Raw genomic sequence first — 20,660 nt, forward strand, 5'->3', positions numbered from 1 at the left:
CCTGGCTTAGTTTGCGCAAAAAAAATGGAAAAGAGCCAGATAGCTGACCCTTTTCCAACTATTGCTTGTGTTCGGTTCGGTGGGACACGCGATCTCGTTCGCGGTCCCGCTCACCGCGTCCGTGCCGGCCGTCCCGTTCCCTTCTCGCAGACGGCGCAGGCGGCTCCGGCGGTTCGCCGCGCAGTTCCCGCAAGGCGGCTTTCCGCGACAGATTGACCCGCCCCTGCGGATCGATGTCAGTCACTTTCACCATGATGTGATCGCCGACTTTCACCACATCTTCCGTCTTTTCCACCCGTTCTTCCGCCAGATGCGAGATGTGGACGAGCCCTTCCTTGCCAGGCAGCACTTCCACGAACGCCCCATATTTTTCCACTCGGGTGACGCGACCGTTGTAGATGCAGCCGACTTCCACCTCACGAACGATCGCCTCGATCATCGAGCGGGCTTTCTCGCCTGCTTCGCTGTCGGTGGTGGCGATGTAGATCCGGCCGTCCTGTTCAATGTCGATTTTCACGCCGGTTTCTTCGATGATCTTGTTGATCACGCGGCCGCCCGGTCCAATCACTTCGCGAATCTTGTCCGGATGAATCTTCAGCGTGATGATCCGCGGTGCATACTTGGACAACTGTTCGCGCGGCTTGTCGATCACTTCCAGCATCTTGCCGAGGATGTGCATCCGGCCGCGATGCGCCTGTTCCAGCGCCTGTTTGAGGATTTCCCGGCTGAGGCCCTTGATTTTGATATCCATCTGCAGAGCGGTGACGCCGTTCGCAGTGCCCGCCACCTTGAAGTCCATATCGCCCAGGTGATCTTCCATGCCCTGGATGTCAGTCAACACGGCAAACCGGTCCCCTTCCGCCACCAGACCCATCGCAACCCCGGCAACGGGAGCCTTGATCGGCACCCCGGCATCCATCATCGCCAGGCAGGAAGCGCAGATGCTGGCCTGCGACGTGGAGCCGTTCGATTCCAGCACTTCGGACACCAGGCGAATGGTATACGGGAACTCGTCTTCCGACGGAATCACCGGTTCCAGCGCCCGTTCGCCCAATGCCCCGTGGCCGATTTCCCGCCGGCCGGGAGCCCGGATCGGCCGCGCTTCGCCGACAGAAAACGGCGGAAAATTGTAATGGTGCATGAACCGTTTCGTCTCTTCCAGATCAAGCCCGTCCAGGATCTGCACGTCGCCCAACGCGCCCAGCGTGCAGACGGACAGCGCCTGTGTCTGCCCGCGCGTGAACAGACCGGAACCGTGCGTCCGCGGCAAAATTCCCACTTCACTGGTGATCGGCCGGACTTCGTCAAGCGCTCTGCCATCCGGGCGAATCCCTTCGAAAATAATCGCCCGGCGTACCTCTTCCTTCACGATGTTGTACAGAACTTCGTTAATATCAGCAATTTGCTGTTCCGTCAGTTCCGGATCGTTTTCTTGGAAGTACGCCACCGTCTCTTCTTTTACCGCATGGATCGCGTCTTCGCGGGCCTGTTTTTCCGGCGTGCGGATCGCCGCTTTCAGCTTCTCGGTCGCATACGCGCGGACCTGCTGGTCGATCGTCTGATCCACCGCGTGCAGCACCACTTCCATTTTCGGTTTGCCGACGGCGCGCTGAATTTCTTCCTGGAAGGCGACCAGCCGCTTGATTTCTTCGTGGCCGAACATGATCGCTTCCAGCATCACTTCTTCCGGCACCTCGTTGGCGCCCGCTTCTACCATCACGATCGCGTCTTTCGTGCCCGCTACCGTCAAATGCATGTCGCTTTTCGCTTCCTGCTCGACAGTCGGGTTGATCACGAACTGCCCGTCGATCCTGCCAACGATCACGCCGGCGATCGGCCCTTCAAACGGTACATCGGAGATCATCAGCGCCGCCGAGGTGCCAATCATCGCAGCAATTTCCGGAGCACAATCCTGGTCGACCGACATCACGATGTCGACGATTTGCACCTCGTTCCGAAATCCTTCCGGAAACAGCGGGCGGATCGGACGGTCAATCAATCGGCTCGCCAAAATCGCCTTTTCACTCGGACGGCCTTCCCGTTTGATAAAGCCGCCGGGGATTTTCCCGACCGCATACAGCCGTTCCTCATAGTTGACAGTCAACGGAAAAAAATCCAGGTCCTTCGGCTCCTTCGAGGCCGTGACAGTGGCCAGCACCACCGTTTCCCCGTAGCGAACCATCACAGCTGCGTTTGCCTGTTTCGCAAACTTGCCTGTCTCAATCGTCAGTTTTCTGCCCGCAAGGTCTATTTCAAAAACCTGTGGTGTGACAGTTTCCTGCATGTAGGCAATAAGCCTCCCTTCAACATCTCTTCCGCAACAGATTCAAAAAACATGTACACAAACAAATACATTTCGGCATAGCCACAGTATTTCCTTCTTTTTCATGCAAAAAACAGGAAGCGGGTGGCGTTCCCCGCTTCCTGGTTATTTCCGCAGGCCCAGTTTTTCCACCACCGCACGGTACCGGTTGATATCCTTCTTGCGAAGGTAGTTCAACAAGTTCCGGCGATGTCCGACCATTTTCAGAAGGCCACGGCGAGAGTGGTGATCCTTCTTGTGAACGCGCAAATGCTCGTTCAGGTAGTTGATCTTGTTGGTCAGGATCGCGATTTGCACTTCCGGCGATCCGGTGTCGTTTTCATGCACCTTGAACTCGTCGATCAAAGCCTGTTTTTGTTCAGCGGACAACGACATGGTACGCCACCTCCTTTTCGATAATATCCCCTCAGCCCAGAAATCGTCGAGGTACTCGAAATCCGCGCAGAGGTTCACTTTCCGATGACGGTAATGACCAATCTTCCTTGGGCAATGTCCTTTGCCACAATGTCAAACGTGCGCCCCGATAGTGACACAAACCCGCGAAAGCGGGTGGCTATCGGTACGCTGCCGGGAATCTGGTTTGCCGCCCGCACGATGTCTTCCACGCGAATCCCTCGTTGTCGCTCCTCATGCAGCCTCTGCTTCGCATGCACCGTGACGATCACTTTCATGTCAGTTGAAAGGTTCGGTCGAACCTTCAAAATAACGGTCAGTCTCGACAAACAGCGAAAACAGCGTGTCCTGAAAGGCAACGAGGTGCGGATCGGTTATGCCGTTTTTCCGGTACAACTTGACCATTTCGCGGTTCAGGCGCTGGAACTCTTCGCTGATACAGATGCGGGCGATCTCCCGGCACAGTTGAAAAAGACGGGCATCACGCGAGTCAACGGACGGGTATTTCACGGCACATCTCCCCTTGCAGCCAGGATGTGCTGTCAAGACAAGTGTCCGTTCATACCAGGTTGTAGTATAGCATAGATTGCGGCGGGAGTAAACCAGACAGCACTCGATTGCTTCCAGTCTATGCCGCTTTTTGGTTGTCTTATGCAAAAACCCGCTCACGAAGCGGCCGTCTCCAGCAATCGCAGCGCACCGCAAAGCATCGCTTCACTTCGTGGGGCTGTTTGCCAGCCGCCGTTTCGCTTCCTGCACATCCGCCTGAATCTGGGCGATCAGGTCGCGGGCGGAGTTGAATTTTTTCTCCGACCGCAGGAAATCGAGAAACTCGATGCGGATTTGCCGGTGGTACAAATTCCCGGAAAAATCGAACAGGTGGGCCTCCAGCGTGACCCCTTCCTCCAAGTCGTGAAACGTCGGCTTGAAGCCGATATTCATCACGCCGTAGCGTGTTTCTTGCGAATCCAGCAGATGCGCCCTGATCAAATAGACGCCGGTGCGCGGCAGCACAAATTTGTACAGCGGTTCCACATTGGCAGTCGGAAATCCGAGCAGCTTGCCGCGTCCTTCCCCCCGGACAACCTCTCCAACCACCGCGTAAGGTTTGCCGAGCAGCTCGGCTGCCAGCTTCACTTCTCCCAACAGCAGTTTCTCCCGGATAAACGAGGAAGAAACTTTCTCCCCATAGAGATTCACAGCCTGCACCACATGCACCGTTTTGCCGAACCGTTCCGCCAATTCCCGCAAGACGGAAGCATCGGCCCGCCCGCCAGCCCCAAACCGGTAGTCAAACCCGACGACGATCGCGGTCGCGTTCATCCGCGCGAGAAAATCGGCCACAAACCGGTCCGCCGGGATGGCGGCAAACCGCTCGTCAAACTGCACAACGTAACAAATCTCCACTCCCAGCTCCGCAAGCGCCTGCAGCTTGATCGGCAAAGGGGTCAATTGCCGATCATAGTTGGCGCCCGCTCCCAACACTTGCCGCGGATGCGGATCGAATGTCATGACCGACAGACTGACGCCTTTTTGCCTGGCTAGTTCGCCCGCTTCCCGGACTATCTGCCGATGCCCTTTATGTACTCCGTCAAAATTGCCGAGCGCCATCACGCTCGGTTCGAACGGCTGGTTACCCGCTATTCCTGCAATTCGAACTGTCTTCACCGCTATGCCCTCCTGCTCCTTGTACCCAACCTTCACGCGTTGAACACTTTCTCCGGCTTTGTGCGGATCGTCTGTCCGTCGCTGTCCACCACCCGGTAGATCGCCAGCAATTGGCCGCTGGCCGATTCGAGCCGGATTCGTTCCCCCGTTTCCCGTTCCTGTCCGGCGGCGGAAAACGACATCTCCAGTCCGTTGAACACCCGTCTCGCCTGTCTGTCGGTCACGACATAGCACGGAAAATCGGCCACAGCAACCGACGGCGGCAACAGATAATCCGCGATCCGCCCTTCCGCTGCCGCCTGCCCGATCACGTCGAGCGAATGGGCCATCTGCAGCGTGAAAGGACCCGAACGGGTGCGCGTCAACCGCGACATATGGGCGGGAATCCCAAGCGTTTGTCCGATGTCGTGGCAAAGCGTCCGCACATAGGTGCCTTTTGAACATTCCACGCGGAACCGGACCCGCGGCAGCTCGCAGTCCAATTCCAGTTCCGTAATCGCGAGCTCGTAGATCGTCACCCTGCGCGGAGGCAGCGCCACCCGCTCCCCTTGCCGGGCCAGGTCGTAAGCCCGCCGGCCGTTGATTTTGAGCGCGGAAAACGCCGGTGGAACCTGTTCAATCTCACCGCAAAATTTGTCGAATGCCGCCCGAATTTCCGCCTCCGTCACAGACACATGCGCCACCCGTTCGACGATTTCGCCCGATGCGTCCTGCGTGTCGGTCGAGTACCCGAGCGTCAGTTCGGCTGCGTACGCTTTGCTCTGGTCGAGCAGGTATTCGGCGAGGCGGGTGGCCTGCCCGATGCACAACGGGAGCACGCCGTCCACATCGGGATCGAGCGTTCCGGTATGGCCGACCTTCTTCACGCCGAGAATCTTTTTGACTCGGCCCACCACCTGCTGCGACGTCATGCCTTTCGGTTTGTCGATCACCAGGATTCCGTTCATGATCCGACCGCTTCTCTCACTTTCGCCAGCACCGCCAACGCCGCTTGTTCAATCGGTCCTTCCAGAATGCACCCGGCGGCCCGCGCATGTCCGCCCCCGCCGAACAACAGGGCGATTTCCCCCACGTCCACCCGCCGTTTCGAACGCAGGCTGACTTTGATCGTGCCGTCCGCTTGTTCCCGGAACAGAATGCCGACTTCCACGCCCTGAATGTTGCGGGCGTACGCAACCAGCCCTTCCGTGTCCTGATCGGTCGCTCCCGCCCGCGCGAGCTGCTCGCGATTGACCGCGATCCAGGCGATTTGCCCGGAATCGTCCCGCTTGAGGCCGGCCAATCCCTCCCGAATCAGTTGCACCTGGGACCAGGTCAACGTTTCCAGCGCCCGTTCCGCCACATCGTAGGGAGCGACTCCGTGCGCCAACAGGTCGGCCGCCATGTGGTGCACCTCGACAGTCGTATTGCTATAGCGGAATCCTCCCGTATCGGTCAAAAGCCCCGTATACAGGCAGGTGGCCATCTTCCGGTCGATCGCCACGTTCATGAATCGGGCCAGATTGTAGACGATTTGCGAGGTGGCGGCCGCGTCCGCATCCACCAGATTGATCTGCCCAAACTGATCGTTCGTTTTATGATGGTCGATATTCAGCAGGCAGGCGTCTTCTGCCACCAATGCTGCACAGCTCCCCAACCGCTTCAAATCGCCGCAATCCAGCGCCACAACGCTGGCAAATGGGCGCGGGATCTCGGCAGCCAACCGCACGGCGTCCGCCAGCGGCAAAAAGCGAAACCTGTCGGGCACCGGTTCCTCCACTGCAACCGTAAACCGTTTGCCCAACATATGCAGCAGATGGGCGAAGCCGAGCGTGGAACCGAGCGCGTCCCCGTCGGGCTGGACGTGCGTCAGCAGCAAAAAATCGTCATGCCGCCGGAGAAAATCGGCCGCCTCCTGCATCATGCGCATTTTGTCCACTACGATTCCTCCCGGTCGGAGTTAATCTCCCGCAAGACCTCCTGGATTCTCGTGCTGTACTCGAGCGAGGTGTCCAGCTCGAACAGGATCTCCGGCGTCAGCCGCAACCGGATTCGCCGTCCCACCTCGCTGCGGATAAATCCGGTCGCTTTCCGCAATGCCTCCAAAGTATCCTGTTTGGCTTGCTCGGAGCCGAGGACCGACACATAGACCTTGGCGATCTGCAGGTCACCGCTGACTTCCACGCCCGTCACCGTAACAAACCCGACGCGGGGATCTTTCAGTTCGTTGCGGATGATGTCGGAGATCTCTTTTTTCAGTTGTTCGCCGACACGGCCGACACGAATTTTCCCCATGCGAAACACCTCCTAAGACACCCCAAAAAGTGAAGAAAAAGCTTTGCAAGGAACGGAAGAAACCCGGTCCGCCTGGCTGCGACTGCTACCGGGTGCTTCCAAATTGAATTCGCTTGTGTTACTGAACTTTCACCGCTTCCATCACAAACGCTTCAATGATGTCGCCTTCCTTGATGTCATTGAAGTTTTCCAAAGTCAGACCGCACTCGTAACCTGCCGCCACCTCACGCACATCATCCTTAAAGCGTTTGAGCGATTCCAGCTTGCCTTCGTATACAACGATTCCGTTGCGGATCAAGCGAACTTCCGAATTGCGGGTGATCTTGCCGTCTGTCACATAGCAGCCGGCGATCGTGCCGATTTTCGACACGTGGAACGTTTGCCGCACTTCCAGGCGGCCGACCACGACTTCCTTGTATTCCGGATCGAGCAACCCTTTCATGGCCGCTTCCAGTTCCTCGATCGCATTGTAAATCACCCGGTACAAGCGGATGTCGACTTTTTCCGATTCGGCCATTTTCGCCGCGTTCGGTTCGGGCCGGACGTTAAAGCCGATGACGATCGCGTTCGAGGCAGTCGCCAGCAGGATATCCGACTCGGTGATCGCACCGACACCCTTGTGGATGACGCGTACCCGGACGCCCGCCACATCGATCTTTTCCAGCGCGCCGGTCAGCGCTTCCACCGATCCTTGCACGTCCGCCTTGATAATTACGTTCAGCTCTTTCATTTCGCCTTCCTGAATCTGTTTGTACAGATCCTCCAGCGTCACGCGGGTTTGCGCGTTCAGTTGCTCCTGGCGCTGCCTTGCGATCCGCTTCTCGATCAGCGCTCTCGCCTTGCGCTCATCATCGTACACGACAAACAAATCGCCGGCGCTCGGCACATCGTTCAGTCCGAGGATTTCCACCGGATAGGACGGACCCGCCTCTTTCACGCGGCGGCCGCGGTCGTTTACCATCGCCCGCACCTTGCCGTACGTGGTGCCCGCCACCACAACATCACCGACGCGCAACGTCCCGTTTTGCACCAGCACGGTGGCGACCGGTCCGCGTCCCTTGTCAAGCTCCGCCTCAATCACGGTGCCGCGCGGCCGGGCTGTCGGATCCGCTTTCAACTCGGCCATTTCCGCCACCAGCAGGATCATCTCCAGCAGATTTTCGAGACCTTCTTTTTTCTTCGCTGAGATCGGCACAAAAATCGTGTCGCCGCCCCACTCCTCGGCCACCAGTCCGTATTCGGTCAGCTCCTGGCGCACACGGTCCGGGTTGGCGTCCGGTTTGTCCATCTTGTTGATCGCTACGATGATCGGCACGTTCGCCGCTTTCGCGTGGTTGATCGCTTCCACCGTCTGCGGCATCACACCGTCATCGGCCGCAACCACAAGCACGGTAATGTCGGTCACCTGCGCACCCCGTGCCCGCATGCTCGTAAACGCGGCGTGGCCCGGCGTATCGAGAAACGTAATCTTCTTGCCGTTGATTTCCACCTGGTAAGCGCCGATGTGCTGGGTGATACCGCCCGCTTCCTGCGCGGTGACGTTGGTTTCGCGGATCGCGTCAAGCAGCGTCGTTTTCCCGTGGTCCACGTGGCCCATGATCGTGACGATCGGCGGACGCTCGACCAGTTTGGCCGGATCCGCCTCTTCGATCAGCATTTCCAGCGCTTCTTCGTCAACCGGTTCCTTGACGACCACTTCGATGTCGTAGTCACTCGCCACCAGTTCGATCGCGTCGGTGTCGATCTCCTGGTTGATCGTCGCCATAATACCGAGGAACAACAGCTTTTTGATCACTTCCGACGGCTCGCGCTTGATCAGTTTGGCGAATTCGCCGACCGTCATCGGCCCTTCGATTTCGATTTTTTTCGGGCCTTCCGGCTGCTTGGGAGCTTGCTGCTGCGGTTGCGGCCGCTGCTGGTTGACTCTGCCGCCTTTTGCGTTGCGGTTGTTTTGCGGCCCTACGGGCTTCCGGTTGTCTTTCGCTCCCTGCGGACCTTGCTTCGGTTTCTTGGCGATCTTTTCGCCCCGGGTGTAACGCGGATCATCCAACACTTCCTCGACGATCGCGTCCGCTTTCTGCGCGTGCGCCACTGTCGGCCGCTGCTGCGCCTGCGGACGATTCGCCTGTGCAGCCGCCTGTGCTTGCGGACGGTTGCCCTGTCCCTGGGCATGTCCGCGGTTCCGGCTGCCCTGCGGCTTGCCGTCGTCCCGTCGGTGGCCCTGTCCGGACGGCCGGTTTGCCTGCTCTTTCATATGGTCATGCGGCCGTTTTCCGTGCTTTTGTCCCTGGTTCTGCTTGCGCGGCTCCTGGCCGTGCGCCTGCTGCCCCTGCTCCTGTCCCTGTTGCGCCCGTTTGTCCTTCGCCGCCTGTTCGGTCTCCTGCTTCGCCTGCGCCCGGCTCTTCACGTCCGCCATGAATCCTTCAACGGCGGCAATCATCTCCGGATCCATCACGCTCATGTGATTGTTGACCTGTATGTGCAACCGATTCAAAATCGTTATGATTTCCTTGCTCGACATGTTCATCTGTTTTGCGTATTCGTACACACGTATCTTACTCACATGCTTCACCCCCGATTTGTTCCCTTGACAACTGCAAAATCCGTCCGGCGAAGCCCTGGTTCACCACCACGGCGACCGCCCGCTCGATCTTGCCCAATGCCCTGCCGAGTTCCTGTTTGGTGCCGATTTCCACCAGCGGAACCTGATAAGTGCGGCATTTGTCGCGGTACTTCTTTTTGGTGTTCGGGCCCGCATCCTGGGCAACCACGGTTAACGCCGCCTTGCCGGCGCGAATCCGCGCCAGGCACGCTTCGTCTCCCGTCACCACCGCTCCGGCTCTCATCGCCAATCCCAACAGGTTGAATACCCGTTTATCCATCTGCTTTCACCGTTGCCAAATCGCTTTCCAACTGCCGGTACACTTCGTCGGACACGGTGATTTTCAGGGAACGGTCCAACGCTTTTTTCTTTTTCGCGATTTGGAAACAGGCAAGCGACTTGCATAGATAAGCGCCTCGCCCCGCTTTCTTCCCGGTCGGGTCGAGGAACACCTGATCATCCGGACTGTGCACCACGCGAATCAGTTCGCGCTTCGGTTTCATTTCCTGGCAGCCGACACATTTGCGAAGCGGGATTTTTTTCTGCGTCATTGGAAATCCCCCCGCCTTTACCGTTCAACCTCATGCTCAATGTCAAGTTCCGGATCGTCAGCTGCAGGCCCCATCTGCGATTCGCTCTTGATATCGATCTTGCACCCGGTCAGTTTGGCCGCCAGGCGGGCGTTTTGCCCCTCTTTGCCGATCGCCAGCGAAAGCTGGTAATCGGGTACGACGACGCGGGCGACTTTTTCCGATTCTTCCACATCCACTTTGACGACTTTCGCCGGTGACAGTGAATTGGCCACAAATTCGGCCAAATCGCTGCTCCAGCGGACGATGTCGATTTTCTCGCCTTTTAGTTCGTTGACGATCGCCTGCACGCGGGCGCCGCGCGGACCGACGCATGCTCCCACCGGATCGACGTCCGGATTTTTTGTGTGCACCGCAATCTTCGACCGCTGGCCCGCTTCCCGTGACACAGATTTGATCTCGACGACGCCCTCGTAAATTTCCGGCACTTCCAGTTCGAACAACCGCTTCAAAAGCCCAGGATGCGTGCGCGACACGAGAACTTGCGGCCCTTTGGTCGTCTTCTCGACTTTTGTAATATATGTCTTGATGCGATCGTTTTGTTTAAACTTCTCCCCCGGTATCACTTCGGCAAACGGCAGCACCGCCTCGACCTTGCCAAGGTCGACATAGTAGTTGCGGGCGTCCTGCCGCTGGACGACGCCGGTCACAATATCTTCCTCGCGATCGATAAATTCGGAATAGATCAAACCCCGTTCCGCTTCCCGGATCCGCTGCGTCACCACCTGTTTGGCGGTCTGGGCGGCAATCCGGCCGAAATCGCGCGGCGTCACCTCAATCTCGACAATGTCCCCGATCTGGATGCCCGGATCGATCTGCTCCGCCGCATCCAGCGAGATTTCCAGCCGCGGATCCTCCGGCTCCTCCACCACCTGCTTGCGGGCGAACACTTTGACGTCCCCCGTCTGCCGGTTGATGTCGACACGGACGTTCGCGGCCGAATTGAAATTCCGCTTGTAACCGGAGATCAGCGCCGCTTCGATCGCTTCGATCAGCACATCTTTTTTGATCCCTTTTTCCCGTTCGAGAGCTTCCAGCGCCTCGATAAAATCGACGTTCATAAAGCCGTTTCTCCTCCTTCTGATCAAGGATGATCACCTCCGCAACACCTCCCGCCATTGCGCGGCCAGGTACCATGGGTGCCGCCGTACGGATAACGAGGTGCTTTTCGCGGAGCCGCATTTTAAAAGGTAACAGACAAACGCGCGCCCGCAATCTTATTGAGCGGAATGTGGCATTGTTTGCGCACCGTTTTTTGCAATTCGGCCACCACAAGCCACTCACCGTCATAGGAGACCAGTTCGCCGTTGAATTCTTTTTTGCCATCGACCGGTTCATACGTGGTGATATGTACCTGTTTGCCGATTGCCCTTACAAAATCGGACGGTTTCTTCAACGGACGCTCCGCACCCGGAGAGGACACTTCCAGGAAATAGCTGGTCGGTATCGGATCCACTTCATCCAGTTTGCCGGATAACGCCTCGCTGACGCGGCCGCAATCTTCAATATCGACGCCGCCCGGCTTGTCGATGAAGATCCGCAGAAACCAATTGGCCCCTTCCTTCGCGTACTCGACATCCACCAGTTCAAGCCCTTCTGCCGCGACGATCGGCGTCACCAGTTGTTCCACAATCTCTACCACTCTGGATTTCGACATGTAATCCCTCCTGGGCATTCTGCAACCCTTATATAATATCGAAAGAGTGGGTTTCCCCACTCTCGAAGATCGGCAATATCACCTAATATACCTTTATTATTATAGCACGGGCAAGCATCTTAAGCAAGCCGTTCAGAGCAAACGGTCAGAACAAACTGAGCTGGTTGGTCTCCGGCAGGTCTTTCAGGCAGCCGAACCCCTGCAGCAGTTCGATCACCGTTTTCGAAACACGGGACCGCTGCTGCAGGTCTTCCACTGACAAAAACGGGCCTTCTTCCCTCGCCGCGACGATGCCTTTGGCGGCCGACTCGCCGACGCCGGCAAGCGCCCCGAACGGCGGCAGCAAGCCGTCCTCCAGCACCTGGAATTTGATCGCGTCCGACTTGTAGAGATCAAGCGGATAGAACTTGTAGCCCCGCGCCGTCATCTCCAGTGCCAATTCAAGGACAGTGTGCAGCGCTTTTTCCTTGGGCGTGGCCGATAACCCTTTCGCTTCGATCTCTTCAATCTTTTTCCAGATGGCCTGGTAGCCCTGACACATCAATTCGAGGTCGAAGTCATCCGCCCGCACGGAAAAATAGGTCGCATAAAATTCCAACGGCCGGTACACCTTAAACCAGGCGATCCGCACAGCCATCAGCACGTACGCCGCGGCGTGCGCCTTCGGGAACATGTATTTGATCTGCTTGCACGACCAGATGTACCAATCGGGCACGCCGAACGATTTCATGTATTCCTCGTCTTCCGGCGAGACGCCTTTCCCTTTCCGCACCGACTCCATGATTTTGAACGCGCGGCTCGGTTCCAGCCCCTGGTAGATCAGGTAGACCATGATGTCGTCGCGGCATCCGATCACATCGGACAGTTTGCAGATTCCCTTGCGGATCAGTTCCTGCGCGTTGTTCAGCCAGACGTCGGTGCCGTGCGACAGACCGGAGATCTGAACCAGTTCGGCGAACGTGCTCGGTTTCGTCTCTTCCAGCATCTGGCGCACGAACTTGGTGCCGAATTCCGGGATCCCGTAGGTGCCCGTTTTCGAGCGGATCTGTTCCGGCGTGACGCCAAGTGCTTCCGTGCTGCTGAACAGCGACATGACTTTCGGATCGTCCGTCGGGATCGTTTTCGGATCGATGCCGGTCAAATCCTGCAGCATGCGGATCACGGTCGGATCGTCGTGCCCGAGGATGTCCAGCTTCAGCAGATTATCGTGAATCGAATGGAAGTCAAAATGGGTCGTCCGCCACTCCGAACTGCTGTCGTCTGCCGGATATTGAATCGGACAGCAATCGTAAATGTCCATGTAGTCGGGCACGACGATGATGCCGCCCGGATGCTGGCCGGTCGTCCGCTTGATGCCTGTGCAGCCGTTCACCAGGCGGGTGATCTCCGCACTGCGCAGATTGAGTCCTTTTTCCTCCGCATATTTTTTCACGTAGCCGAAAGCCGTTTTTTCCGCCACCGTGGCGATCGTCCCGGCCCGGTAGACGTTGTCGACGCCGAACAGTTCCTGCGTGTACTTGTGCGCGCGCGGCTGGTATTCACCCGAAAAATTGAGGTCGATATCGGGGACCTTGTCCCCTTTGAAGCCGAGGAACGTTTCGAACGGGATGTCCTGCCCGTCTTTTTTCAGTTTGGTGCCGCATTTCGGACAGTCTTTGTCCGGCAGGTCGAATCCGGAGCCGACCGAACCGTCCGCGATAAACTCGCTGTATTTGCAGGACGGGCAGAGGTAATGAGGCGGCAGCGGATTGACCTCCGTGATTTCCGAAAATGTGGCGACCAGCGAAGATCCGACCGATCCGCGCGAACCGACCAGGTAGCCGTCTGACAGCGATTTTTTGACCAGCCGCGACGAGATCAGATAGATCACGGCAAATCCGTGCGTAATGATCGAGTTCAATTCTTTTTCCAACCGCTTTTCGACGATTTCCGGCAGCGGATCGCCATACAGCCTGCGTGCCGTATCGTAGCACATGTTGCGCAGTTCGTCATCCGCCCCTTCGATCACAGGCGTGTACAATTTGTCCGGGATCGGGCTGACGTCATCGATCTGCTCGGCGATCAGGCGGGGATTGTCGACCACGATCCGCTTCGCCGCCTCTTCACCCAGATAGGAAAAAGCGGCCAGCATCTCATCCGTCGTCATAAAGTACAGCGGCGGCTGGTCGCCTGCCTGCGCGTCGCCGACCGATTGCAGGAACACGTCGCGGTAGATTTCGTCTTCCGGGTTGAGAAAATGGACGTCCCCCGTCGCCACCACCGGCTTGTCGAGCTGCCTGCCGATCTCCAGGATCTGCCGGTGATACTCCTTGACCGATTCGAGCGAGGAGACCGACTCGTTTTTCAATAGAGGTTTGTAATGCACAAGCGGCTGGATTTCCAGATAATCGTAAAATTTGGCGATCTCCTGCAGTTCCTGCTCGTTTTTCCCGCGCAAAATCGCCTGGAACAGCTCCCCTTGCTGGCAGGCGGTCCCGACCAGCAGCCCTTCCCGGTATTTCACGAGCAGGCTGCGGGGCACCCGGGGATGCCGGTAAAAATAGTTCACATGCGACTCGGACACGATTTTGTACAAATTTTTCAGTCCCGTTTTGTTGCGTACCAAAATCGTCGCGTGAAACGGGCGCATTTTCGAGTAGTCGATATCGCCGTCGTTTTCGTTCAGACGGGACAGCCGGTCCATCCCGCGTTCTTTCATGTCTTTCAGCATATGCTGAAAGACCTTGGCGAGCGCCACCGTGTCGTCCAATGCGCGGTGGTGGTTGACCAGCTCGACGCCAAATTTTTGCGTCAGCGTTTTCAGCTTGTAATTTTTCTCCGACGGATACAGCTTGCGGGCCAACGGCAGCGTGTCGAGCACCGGATTGGTCCATTTCGGCATGCCGATCCGCGATGCGCAGACCGAGATAAAGCCGAGGTCGAATTCCGCGTTGTGCGCCACGAGCACGGCGTCTCCCACAAACTCGCGGAATTTGGGCAGCGCTTCCGCCAGTTTCGGCTGCCCATTCACCATCTCGTTGGTGATGCCGGTCAGTTCGGTGATTTTCGGAGAAATTTCCATTTCCGGATCGATCAGCGTCGTCCACTCTTCAAGGATCTCCGATCCTTTCATTTTGACCGCCGCGATTTCGATCAGCGTATTTTCCGCCGCGTTCAGGCCGGTCGTCTCCGTGTCAAACACGACGTACGGCGTATCCGCATCGATCGGGCAGTCGTTGGCCTCCGACAGATTGTACACAATCGGCACACCGTCATCGACGACATACGCTTCCAGTCCCAAAATGCACTTGATGCCCGCTTTTTTGGCGGCGCTGTAAGCCTCCGGGAACGACTGAACCACCCCATGGTCGGTGATGGCGATCGCCGGATGGCCCCATTTCGCCGCCTGCGCCACCAGTTCCTTGACCGGCGTCACCCCGTCGAGGGCGCTCATCTGCGTATGCAGGTGCAGCTCGACCCGCTTTTCCGCCGCCGTATCCTTGCGGGCGGGCGGCTCGATCTCAAACAGATCCTGCACGATCAGCACGAGTTCCTTGGCGAACGTGTCAAACTGGACCGAGCCGCGTACCTGCACCCACTTGCCGTCTGCCAGCAGTTTGAGGGTGTCCAGCTGTTTGCCTTCTTTAGCGAATATCTTGCACATGATCGAGTCGGTAAAATCGGTGATATTGAACTGAAAAAGCGTCCGGCCGCTGGCCAGTTCCCGCGTCTCGAGGCTGAACACTTTGCCTTTGACCGCCACTTTCCGCATTTCGTCGCCGATTAATCGGATCTCGCTGAGCGGGTCGTCGATTTCGCGGCCGATCGCCAATTTTTCGGGAGCGGGCGGTTCGGCCGCTGGCGGCTCCGCCTCATTTTCCTTCTCCTCTTCCGCGATCGCTTGCCGCATCTGTTCGAGCAGTGTCTGTTCCTGCTCGATCGCCTTTTGCCGGATCGACTCTACTTTCTCCTGCGCCTGTTCATCCAGCTGGAAGCAGATTTGCACCATCAGACCGACTTCGTCCCGAAACCATTTTTCCAAAGCGGACGAGATGCCTTTTTTCTGCATGCGCTCGAGAGCCAGTTGGTCGATCAGCGCAACCGCAATCTGGTTGCCTGTGACAGCCCTTTCCGCCTGCCGCAGCGCGTTGGCGGACACCGGATCGCTGGCGCAGACCGTTTCGATGCTGAGGTTCCAATAGGCCTCGACCCATTTTTCCAGATTGGCCACGTCAGCCGGGTAGCGAAAGCGCGTTTGGATGGCGGCTTGCAACGGCAGCCGCTGGCGAAGCGCCTGCGTGATCTGCCGGTAGACATCCGGCGGCAACCGGTCCAGGACTGCAAGGCAGATCACCACCTGCTGCCTGGAACGGGAGACGATCACTTTTTCCACCATTGCCCGCTCCGCATGCTGCAGCACGGCCGGATCCTCCCATCCCAGCAGCTCGCGAAACTCGGACAGACGTTTCCCATTGGTTTCCACCAAACTCAAAGGTCAACCCCCTCCCAAAGATACCCCACAAAGTGACGCAAAGCGTTGGAGCGTATTCTGATTGCTTTGTACCAAGAGGGCACGAGTCTCGCCATGGCGCCGGGGCCCCCGCTAAGTGCTTGCACTTAGTGGGGTGGGCTATTGCGCCAGGTCTCGCTTTGCACCCAAAGGGCACGAGTCTCGCCATGGCGCTAAAGCGCCAGGTCTCGCTTTGTGGGGGCCCCGATTTCCGCTTGCTACTTTCCGATCACTCGCAAGATCTCCCAGTACATTTTCAGGCGGGCTGCCGCTCCGCGGGCGAGCCCCAGTTTCTCTTCCTTCATCTTTTGCGTCAGATCCTGCAGCAAGACTTCCACAACCGGGACATTGAGCCGCTTCGCATGCTTGGTCAGCGCCAGATCGACACCAAAGCGCGTGTTTTCCAAATCAGGCATGCTCTCTAGTAATTCGCGCCGCAACACCCGTTGTCCTGTTATGGAAGGGGCGATTTTTTGCGCCCAGTCGGTGGGCAGCCGGCCGGAAGTGAAGATGCCCATCGACATGGCGGCTTCCCCGTTCAAAACAGGCTGTGCAAGCAACCGGACATGCTTTGGCTGCAAGCCGACCAGGTCGGCGTCCAACAAGGTAAGAAAAGGGCTGTCGCTTGCCTTGAGACCGGCAGCGATTGCCCCTCCCTTCCCCTGGTTTTGCGCGAGGCGGATGACGCGCACACCGAACGACGCCGCCACCTCCGCCGTCGAGTCGGTTGAACCGTCATCCACCACGATGATGTCGTGAAAATCGGGCATGTCCGCAACCACTTGCAAGACGCCGGCAATGTTGGCAGCTTCATTGTAAGCCGGAATCATCAACGTGTTCACGTTGCCATCCACTCGCTTTTTCGGGTATTTTTGCTACTACTGTTCTGCCCACACGCCGCGTTTTTCATCCGTTTTGCAGCCGCTGCCCATCAGTCCACCCTTGCCTAGACGCTTGCCTTCACCAGTTCGACGATGCGAGTGCAAGCATCGTCAACCGTCAATTCCTGCTGCTTACCCGTCTTCCGTTCCTTGTATTCGACGCGCCCTTCCGCCGCGCCCTTGCCGACCGTCAGGCGAATCGGAATTCCGATCAGGTCGGCATCCTTAAACTTGACGCCGGGCCGTTCGTCCCTGTCGTCCAGCAGCACCTCGACCCCCGCCGACCGCAGGCGGCCATACAGTTCTTCCGCCAGTTTCATCTGCGTTTCATCCTTGACCGAGACAGGGATCAGATGCACGTGGAAAGGAGCCACCGGCAGTGGCCAGATCATGCCGTTCTCATCGTGATGCTGCTCGACGATCGCCGACAGCACGCGGGAGATGCCGATGCCGTAACAGCCCATGATCATCACCTGTTCTTGCCCGTTCGCATCCAGGTACTTGGCACCCAGGATCTCGCTGTATTTGGTCCCCAGTTTGAACACGTGCCCGACTTCGATCCCTCGGTAAAATTTCAACGTGCCCTCACAACGCGGACAGCGGTCGCCTTCCACCACATTGCGGAAATCCCCTGTTTTCTCGAGCGGGAAATCGCGGCCCGGGCGGACATTTTTCAGATGGTAATCCCGCTCGTTCGCCCCGCTGATCCCGAACAGCATGGCGGCCACTTCCTGATCGACCAAAATCGGAATCGTCAAACCGACGGGACCCGCAAACCCGACCGGCGCCCCCGTCACTTTTTGCGTGGTTTCCGCATCGGCCAGCTCGACGTGATCCGCGCCCAAATAATTTTTGACCTTAATCTCGTTGACCTCGTGATCCCCCCGCACAACCACGGCAACCGGCTGACCGTCCGCCAGGTAGATCAGCGTCTTGATCAGCTGCTGCGGTTCAATCCCAAGCGACTCGGTCAACTGTTCGATCGTCCGGATGGCGGGCGTATGGAATTTTTCATATTTGCTGACCGTTACTTCCTGGTACTCCTGCCGGCCGGGAGCCGCTTCCGCCTTTTCCAGGTTCGCCGCATAGTCGCAGTTCGTGCAGGTTGCGATCGTGTCCTCCCCGATATCGGCCAGCACCATGAATTCATGCGTGCCGCCTTCGCCACCGATCGCGCCGGCATCCGCTTCCACCGCCCGGAAGTTGAGACAGCACCGGGTAAAAATCCGGTTGTACGCGTCATACATCGCCCAGTACGAGCGATCCAGCCCTTCCCAATCGAGGTCGAACGAATACGCGTCCTTCATCAGAAATTCCCGCCCGCGCAGCAACCCGAACCGCGGCCGCCGTTCATCGCGGAACTTGGTTTGAATCTGGTACAGGTTGATCGGCAGCTTGCGGTACGAGCGCACCTCGTTGCGGACCAATGTCGTCACGACTTCTTCGTGCGTCGGACCGAGCGCAAATTCCCGATCATGCCGGTCTTTCAAGCGAATCAGTTCCGGGCCGTACACCTGATACCGGCCGGATTCCTGCCACAGTTCGGCGGGCTGCATCGCCGGCATCAAAATCTCCTGTGCCCCCGCCCGGTCCATCTCCTCCCGCACGATCGTCTCCACTTTCCGCAATACGCGCCAGCCCAAAGGCAAATATGTATAGATCCCGGCCGCCAGCTGGCGGATAAATCCGGCCCGCAGCATCAGCTTGTGGCTGACCGCTTCCGCTTCCGCCGGCGCTTCCCTCAGTGTCGGTACCAAATATGTACTTTGCCGCATCGTCATTCCTCCTTCGATCACACATCGACTCCGCACCCCCGCGGATTCCTCGTCTTTTTATCGCAAAGCCAGCCGACGCGCCATTTCGCGCGCCCACCTGTCGTAAAACAAAATCTCGTCCAAACTTGGATTGCCGACCGGATCGTGCTGTTCAATCACGCCGAGCAACGTTTTCTCGATCTCGAGAAAGCCGATTTTCTCCTGCAAGAACAGGTCAACAGCCGCTTCGTTCGCCGCGTTCAAAACGGCCGGCATGCTGCCTCCCGTTTTCCCCGCCTGATACGCCAGCCCCAAGATGGGAAACCGGTCCCAATCGGGTTCCCGAAACGTGAGCGTTCCGACGGCCAGCAGATCGAGCGACGGCCAATCGGCTGCCAGGCGCCGCGGATAAGACAGCGCATATTGAATCGGCACCCGCATATCCGGCGTCCCGAGCTGCGCCAAGACCGACCGGTCCTGGAACTCGACCAGGGAATGGACGATGCTTTGTGGATGGATCAGCACCTCAATTCGCTCGTATGGCAATCCGAACAACCAGTGGGCTTCGATCACTTCCAACCCTTTGTTCATTAACGTCGCCGAGTCGACCGTGATTTTCGCCCCCATTGACCAGTTCGGATGGGCCAATGCATCTTCCCGCGTCGCCCGCGCCATTTCTTCCCGCTTTTTGTCGCGGAACGCGCCGCCGGAAGCGGTCAACAGAATCCGCCTGACTTCCTTCGTCTGCTCTCCGTGTACGCATTGAAAAATCGCCGAGTGTTCGCTGTCCACCGGCAAAATCCGGCAGCCGCGCCTTGCAGCCAGATCGGTCACCAGATGGCCGGCCGCAACAAGCGTCTCCTTGTTGGCCAAGGCGATGTCCTTGCCCGCCGCAATCGCCTCCAGCGTCGGCCGCAGCCCCATCGTACCAACCACCGCTGTCAGCACGATGTCCGCTTCCGGACAAGTGGCCACCGCCTGCAGACCGGCTTGTCCCGCCTCCACCTGCACGGCCTTGCCGAACCGCTCCTTCACTTTGGCAGCCAGTTCGGGCGTCGCGACGGAAACGAGCGCGGGGCGAAACCGTTCGATTTGTTCAAACAAGCGAGTCAAATTCGCACCGGCCGCCAACGCCACCACTTCAAATTCATCCGGATGCGATGCGACCACATCCAGCGTTTGCGTCCCGATCGAACCTGTAGACCCCAAAATCGCCAGTTTTTTTGGCATTCTGTCACCTCAAAACCGAAACCATACAAGTACATGATACGCAATCGGCGCCGCAAATAGCAAGCTGTCAAAGCGGTCCAGAACACCGCCATGCCCCGGCAAAATCCGGCCTGAATCCTTCACGTCAAACGACCGTTTGATGCCCGATTCGACAAAATCCCCGAGCTGTCCGGACACGGAAATCACCAGCGCGGTCACCACCCATTGCGCAAGCGGATGCCCGCCGCCCGCCACCGCAAAGAACACGGCGCCCGTCAAAGCGGCCGCCGCCAGTCCCGCGACCGTGCCCGACACCGTTTTGTTCGGCGAAATGGCCGGCCAGATTTTCGGGCCTTTCAACGCCCGGCCGATAAAATAGGCGCCGGTGTCAGTCGCCCAAATGCACAGCAGTAGAAACATGAACAACAGCAGCCCATCCGGCAAATCCCTGACCTGCAACACATAGTGAAAGGACAGGCCGACGTACAGCGTGCCGACAAAAAGAAACGACACATCGCCGAATGTATAGCGGTTTTTCAGAATCACCGTCAAAAGCAAAAATCCAAAGACTGTCCACAGCAGCACACCGGGCCAGGCCTGCAGCCAACCTGTCCCGCAGAACAGCCAGGCCGCTGTCAATACAAACCCGGCCAAAGCGGGAATCTCAAAATAGCGGTGTCCCTTCATCCGCAGCAGTTCAGCAAATCCGATCAGCCCCAATATCACGATGAGTCCGGCAAACCACGCGCCTCCCGCAACCACGGCCGCCAAAAAAACGGCCCCGCCGACGATGCCGGTCAGAACTCGCTCGTACAACATC

Annotated in this window: 18 protein-coding genes; all 18 read right to left on the reverse strand. The window is 58.0% G+C overall.

What is annotated here, in order from left to right; translation table 11 throughout:
- Positions 1–58: 58 nt before the first annotated feature.
- The 18 genes from pnp to C230_RS0113235 all read right to left on the reverse strand — a co-directional run bounded on the left by pnp (position 59) and on the right by C230_RS0113235 (position 20,659).
- Entirely contained in the window at positions 59–2,284 is a 2,226-nt protein-coding gene (gene pnp / locus C230_RS20415; protein WP_018132509.1) for a polyribonucleotide nucleotidyltransferase, read from the reverse strand.
- Between the two features lie 144 nt (positions 2,285–2,428).
- Positions 2,429–2,698, reverse strand: coding sequence for a 30S ribosomal protein S15 (rpsO, locus tag C230_RS0113155; protein WP_018132510.1), 270 nt, complete (start codon positions 2,696–2,698; stop codon positions 2,429–2,431).
- A 74-nt stretch (positions 2,699–2,772) separates the two neighbouring features.
- Positions 2,773–3,024 (reverse strand): hypothetical protein, encoded by a 252-nt coding sequence (locus C230_RS0113160; RefSeq protein ID WP_211208031.1) that lies wholly within the window; start codon positions 3,022–3,024, stop codon positions 2,773–2,775.
- A complete protein-coding gene (locus C230_RS20420) occupies positions 2,996–3,226 on the reverse strand; it encodes a hypothetical protein (protein WP_018132512.1) in 231 nt (76 codons plus the stop codon). Before C230_RS20420 ends, C230_RS0113160 begins: the two co-directional genes overlap by 29 nt.
- Positions 3,227–3,430: 204 nt before the next feature.
- Complete coding sequence (locus C230_RS20425; RefSeq protein WP_018132513.1) at positions 3,431–4,384, reverse strand: bifunctional riboflavin kinase/FAD synthetase; 954 nt, start codon at positions 4,382–4,384, stop codon at positions 3,431–3,433.
- 32 nt (positions 4,385–4,416) lie between these two features.
- Positions 4,417–5,331 (reverse strand): tRNA pseudouridine(55) synthase TruB, encoded by a 915-nt coding sequence (gene truB, locus C230_RS0113175; RefSeq protein WP_018132514.1) that lies wholly within the window; start codon positions 5,329–5,331, stop codon positions 4,417–4,419.
- On the reverse strand, positions 5,328–6,293 hold the full coding sequence (locus tag C230_RS0113180) for a DHH family phosphoesterase (protein ID WP_040393601.1): 966 nt from the start codon (positions 6,291–6,293) through the stop codon (positions 5,328–5,330). Before C230_RS0113180 ends, truB begins: the two co-directional genes overlap by 4 nt.
- Positions 6,294–6,301: 8 nt before the next feature.
- Positions 6,302–6,658 carry a 30S ribosome-binding factor RbfA gene (gene rbfA, locus C230_RS0113185; protein ID WP_018132516.1) on the reverse strand — a complete coding sequence of 119 codons (357 nt, stop codon included), beginning with the start codon at positions 6,656–6,658 and terminating at the stop codon, positions 6,302–6,304.
- A gap of 118 nt (positions 6,659–6,776) precedes the next feature.
- On the reverse strand, positions 6,777–9,221 hold the full coding sequence (gene infB / locus C230_RS0113190) for a translation initiation factor IF-2 (RefSeq protein ID WP_018132517.1): 2,445 nt from the start codon (positions 9,219–9,221) through the stop codon (positions 6,777–6,779).
- Positions 9,214–9,540, reverse strand: a complete 327-nt coding sequence (locus C230_RS0113195; RefSeq protein WP_018132518.1) for a L7Ae/L30e/S12e/Gadd45 family ribosomal protein — start codon at positions 9,538–9,540, stop codon at positions 9,214–9,216. The genes infB and C230_RS0113195 overlap by 8 nt, the downstream gene beginning before the upstream one ends.
- Entirely contained in the window at positions 9,533–9,811 is a 279-nt protein-coding gene (gene rnpM / locus C230_RS0113200) for an RNase P modulator RnpM (protein WP_018132519.1), read from the reverse strand. The genes C230_RS0113195 and rnpM overlap by 8 nt, the downstream gene beginning before the upstream one ends.
- A 17-nt stretch (positions 9,812–9,828) precedes the next feature.
- Positions 9,829–10,911: a transcription termination factor NusA gene (gene nusA, locus C230_RS0113205; RefSeq protein WP_018132520.1), complete on the reverse strand. Its 1,083-nt coding sequence runs from the start codon at positions 10,909–10,911 to the stop codon at positions 9,829–9,831.
- Positions 10,912–11,033: 122 nt separating this feature from the next.
- Entirely contained in the window at positions 11,034–11,507 is a 474-nt protein-coding gene (gene rimP, locus C230_RS0113210) for a ribosome maturation factor RimP (protein ID WP_018132521.1), read from the reverse strand.
- Positions 11,508–11,652: 145 nt separating this feature from the next.
- Positions 11,653–15,978 (reverse strand): PolC-type DNA polymerase III, encoded by a 4,326-nt coding sequence (locus C230_RS0113215; RefSeq protein ID WP_018132522.1) that lies wholly within the window; start codon positions 15,976–15,978, stop codon positions 11,653–11,655.
- A 236-nt stretch (positions 15,979–16,214) separates the two neighbouring features.
- Positions 16,215–16,838 (reverse strand): glycosyltransferase family 2 protein, encoded by a 624-nt coding sequence (locus tag C230_RS0113220; RefSeq protein WP_018132523.1) that lies wholly within the window; start codon positions 16,836–16,838, stop codon positions 16,215–16,217.
- 104 nt (positions 16,839–16,942) lie between these two features.
- Positions 16,943–18,652 (reverse strand): proline--tRNA ligase, encoded by a 1,710-nt coding sequence (locus C230_RS0113225; protein ID WP_018132524.1) that lies wholly within the window; start codon positions 18,650–18,652, stop codon positions 16,943–16,945.
- Between the two features lie 57 nt (positions 18,653–18,709).
- Positions 18,710–19,861 (reverse strand): 1-deoxy-D-xylulose-5-phosphate reductoisomerase, encoded by a 1,152-nt coding sequence (locus C230_RS0113230; RefSeq protein WP_018132525.1) that lies wholly within the window; start codon positions 19,859–19,861, stop codon positions 18,710–18,712.
- A gap of 9 nt (positions 19,862–19,870) precedes the next feature.
- Complete coding sequence (locus tag C230_RS0113235) at positions 19,871–20,659, reverse strand: phosphatidate cytidylyltransferase (protein WP_018132526.1); 789 nt, start codon at positions 20,657–20,659, stop codon at positions 19,871–19,873.
- Position 20,660: the final 1 nt, after the last annotated feature.

It is taken from the genome of Effusibacillus pohliae DSM 22757 (assembly GCF_000376225.1).
GTDB classification, from domain to species: domain Bacteria; phylum Bacillota; class Bacilli; order Tumebacillales; family Effusibacillaceae; genus Effusibacillus; species Effusibacillus pohliae.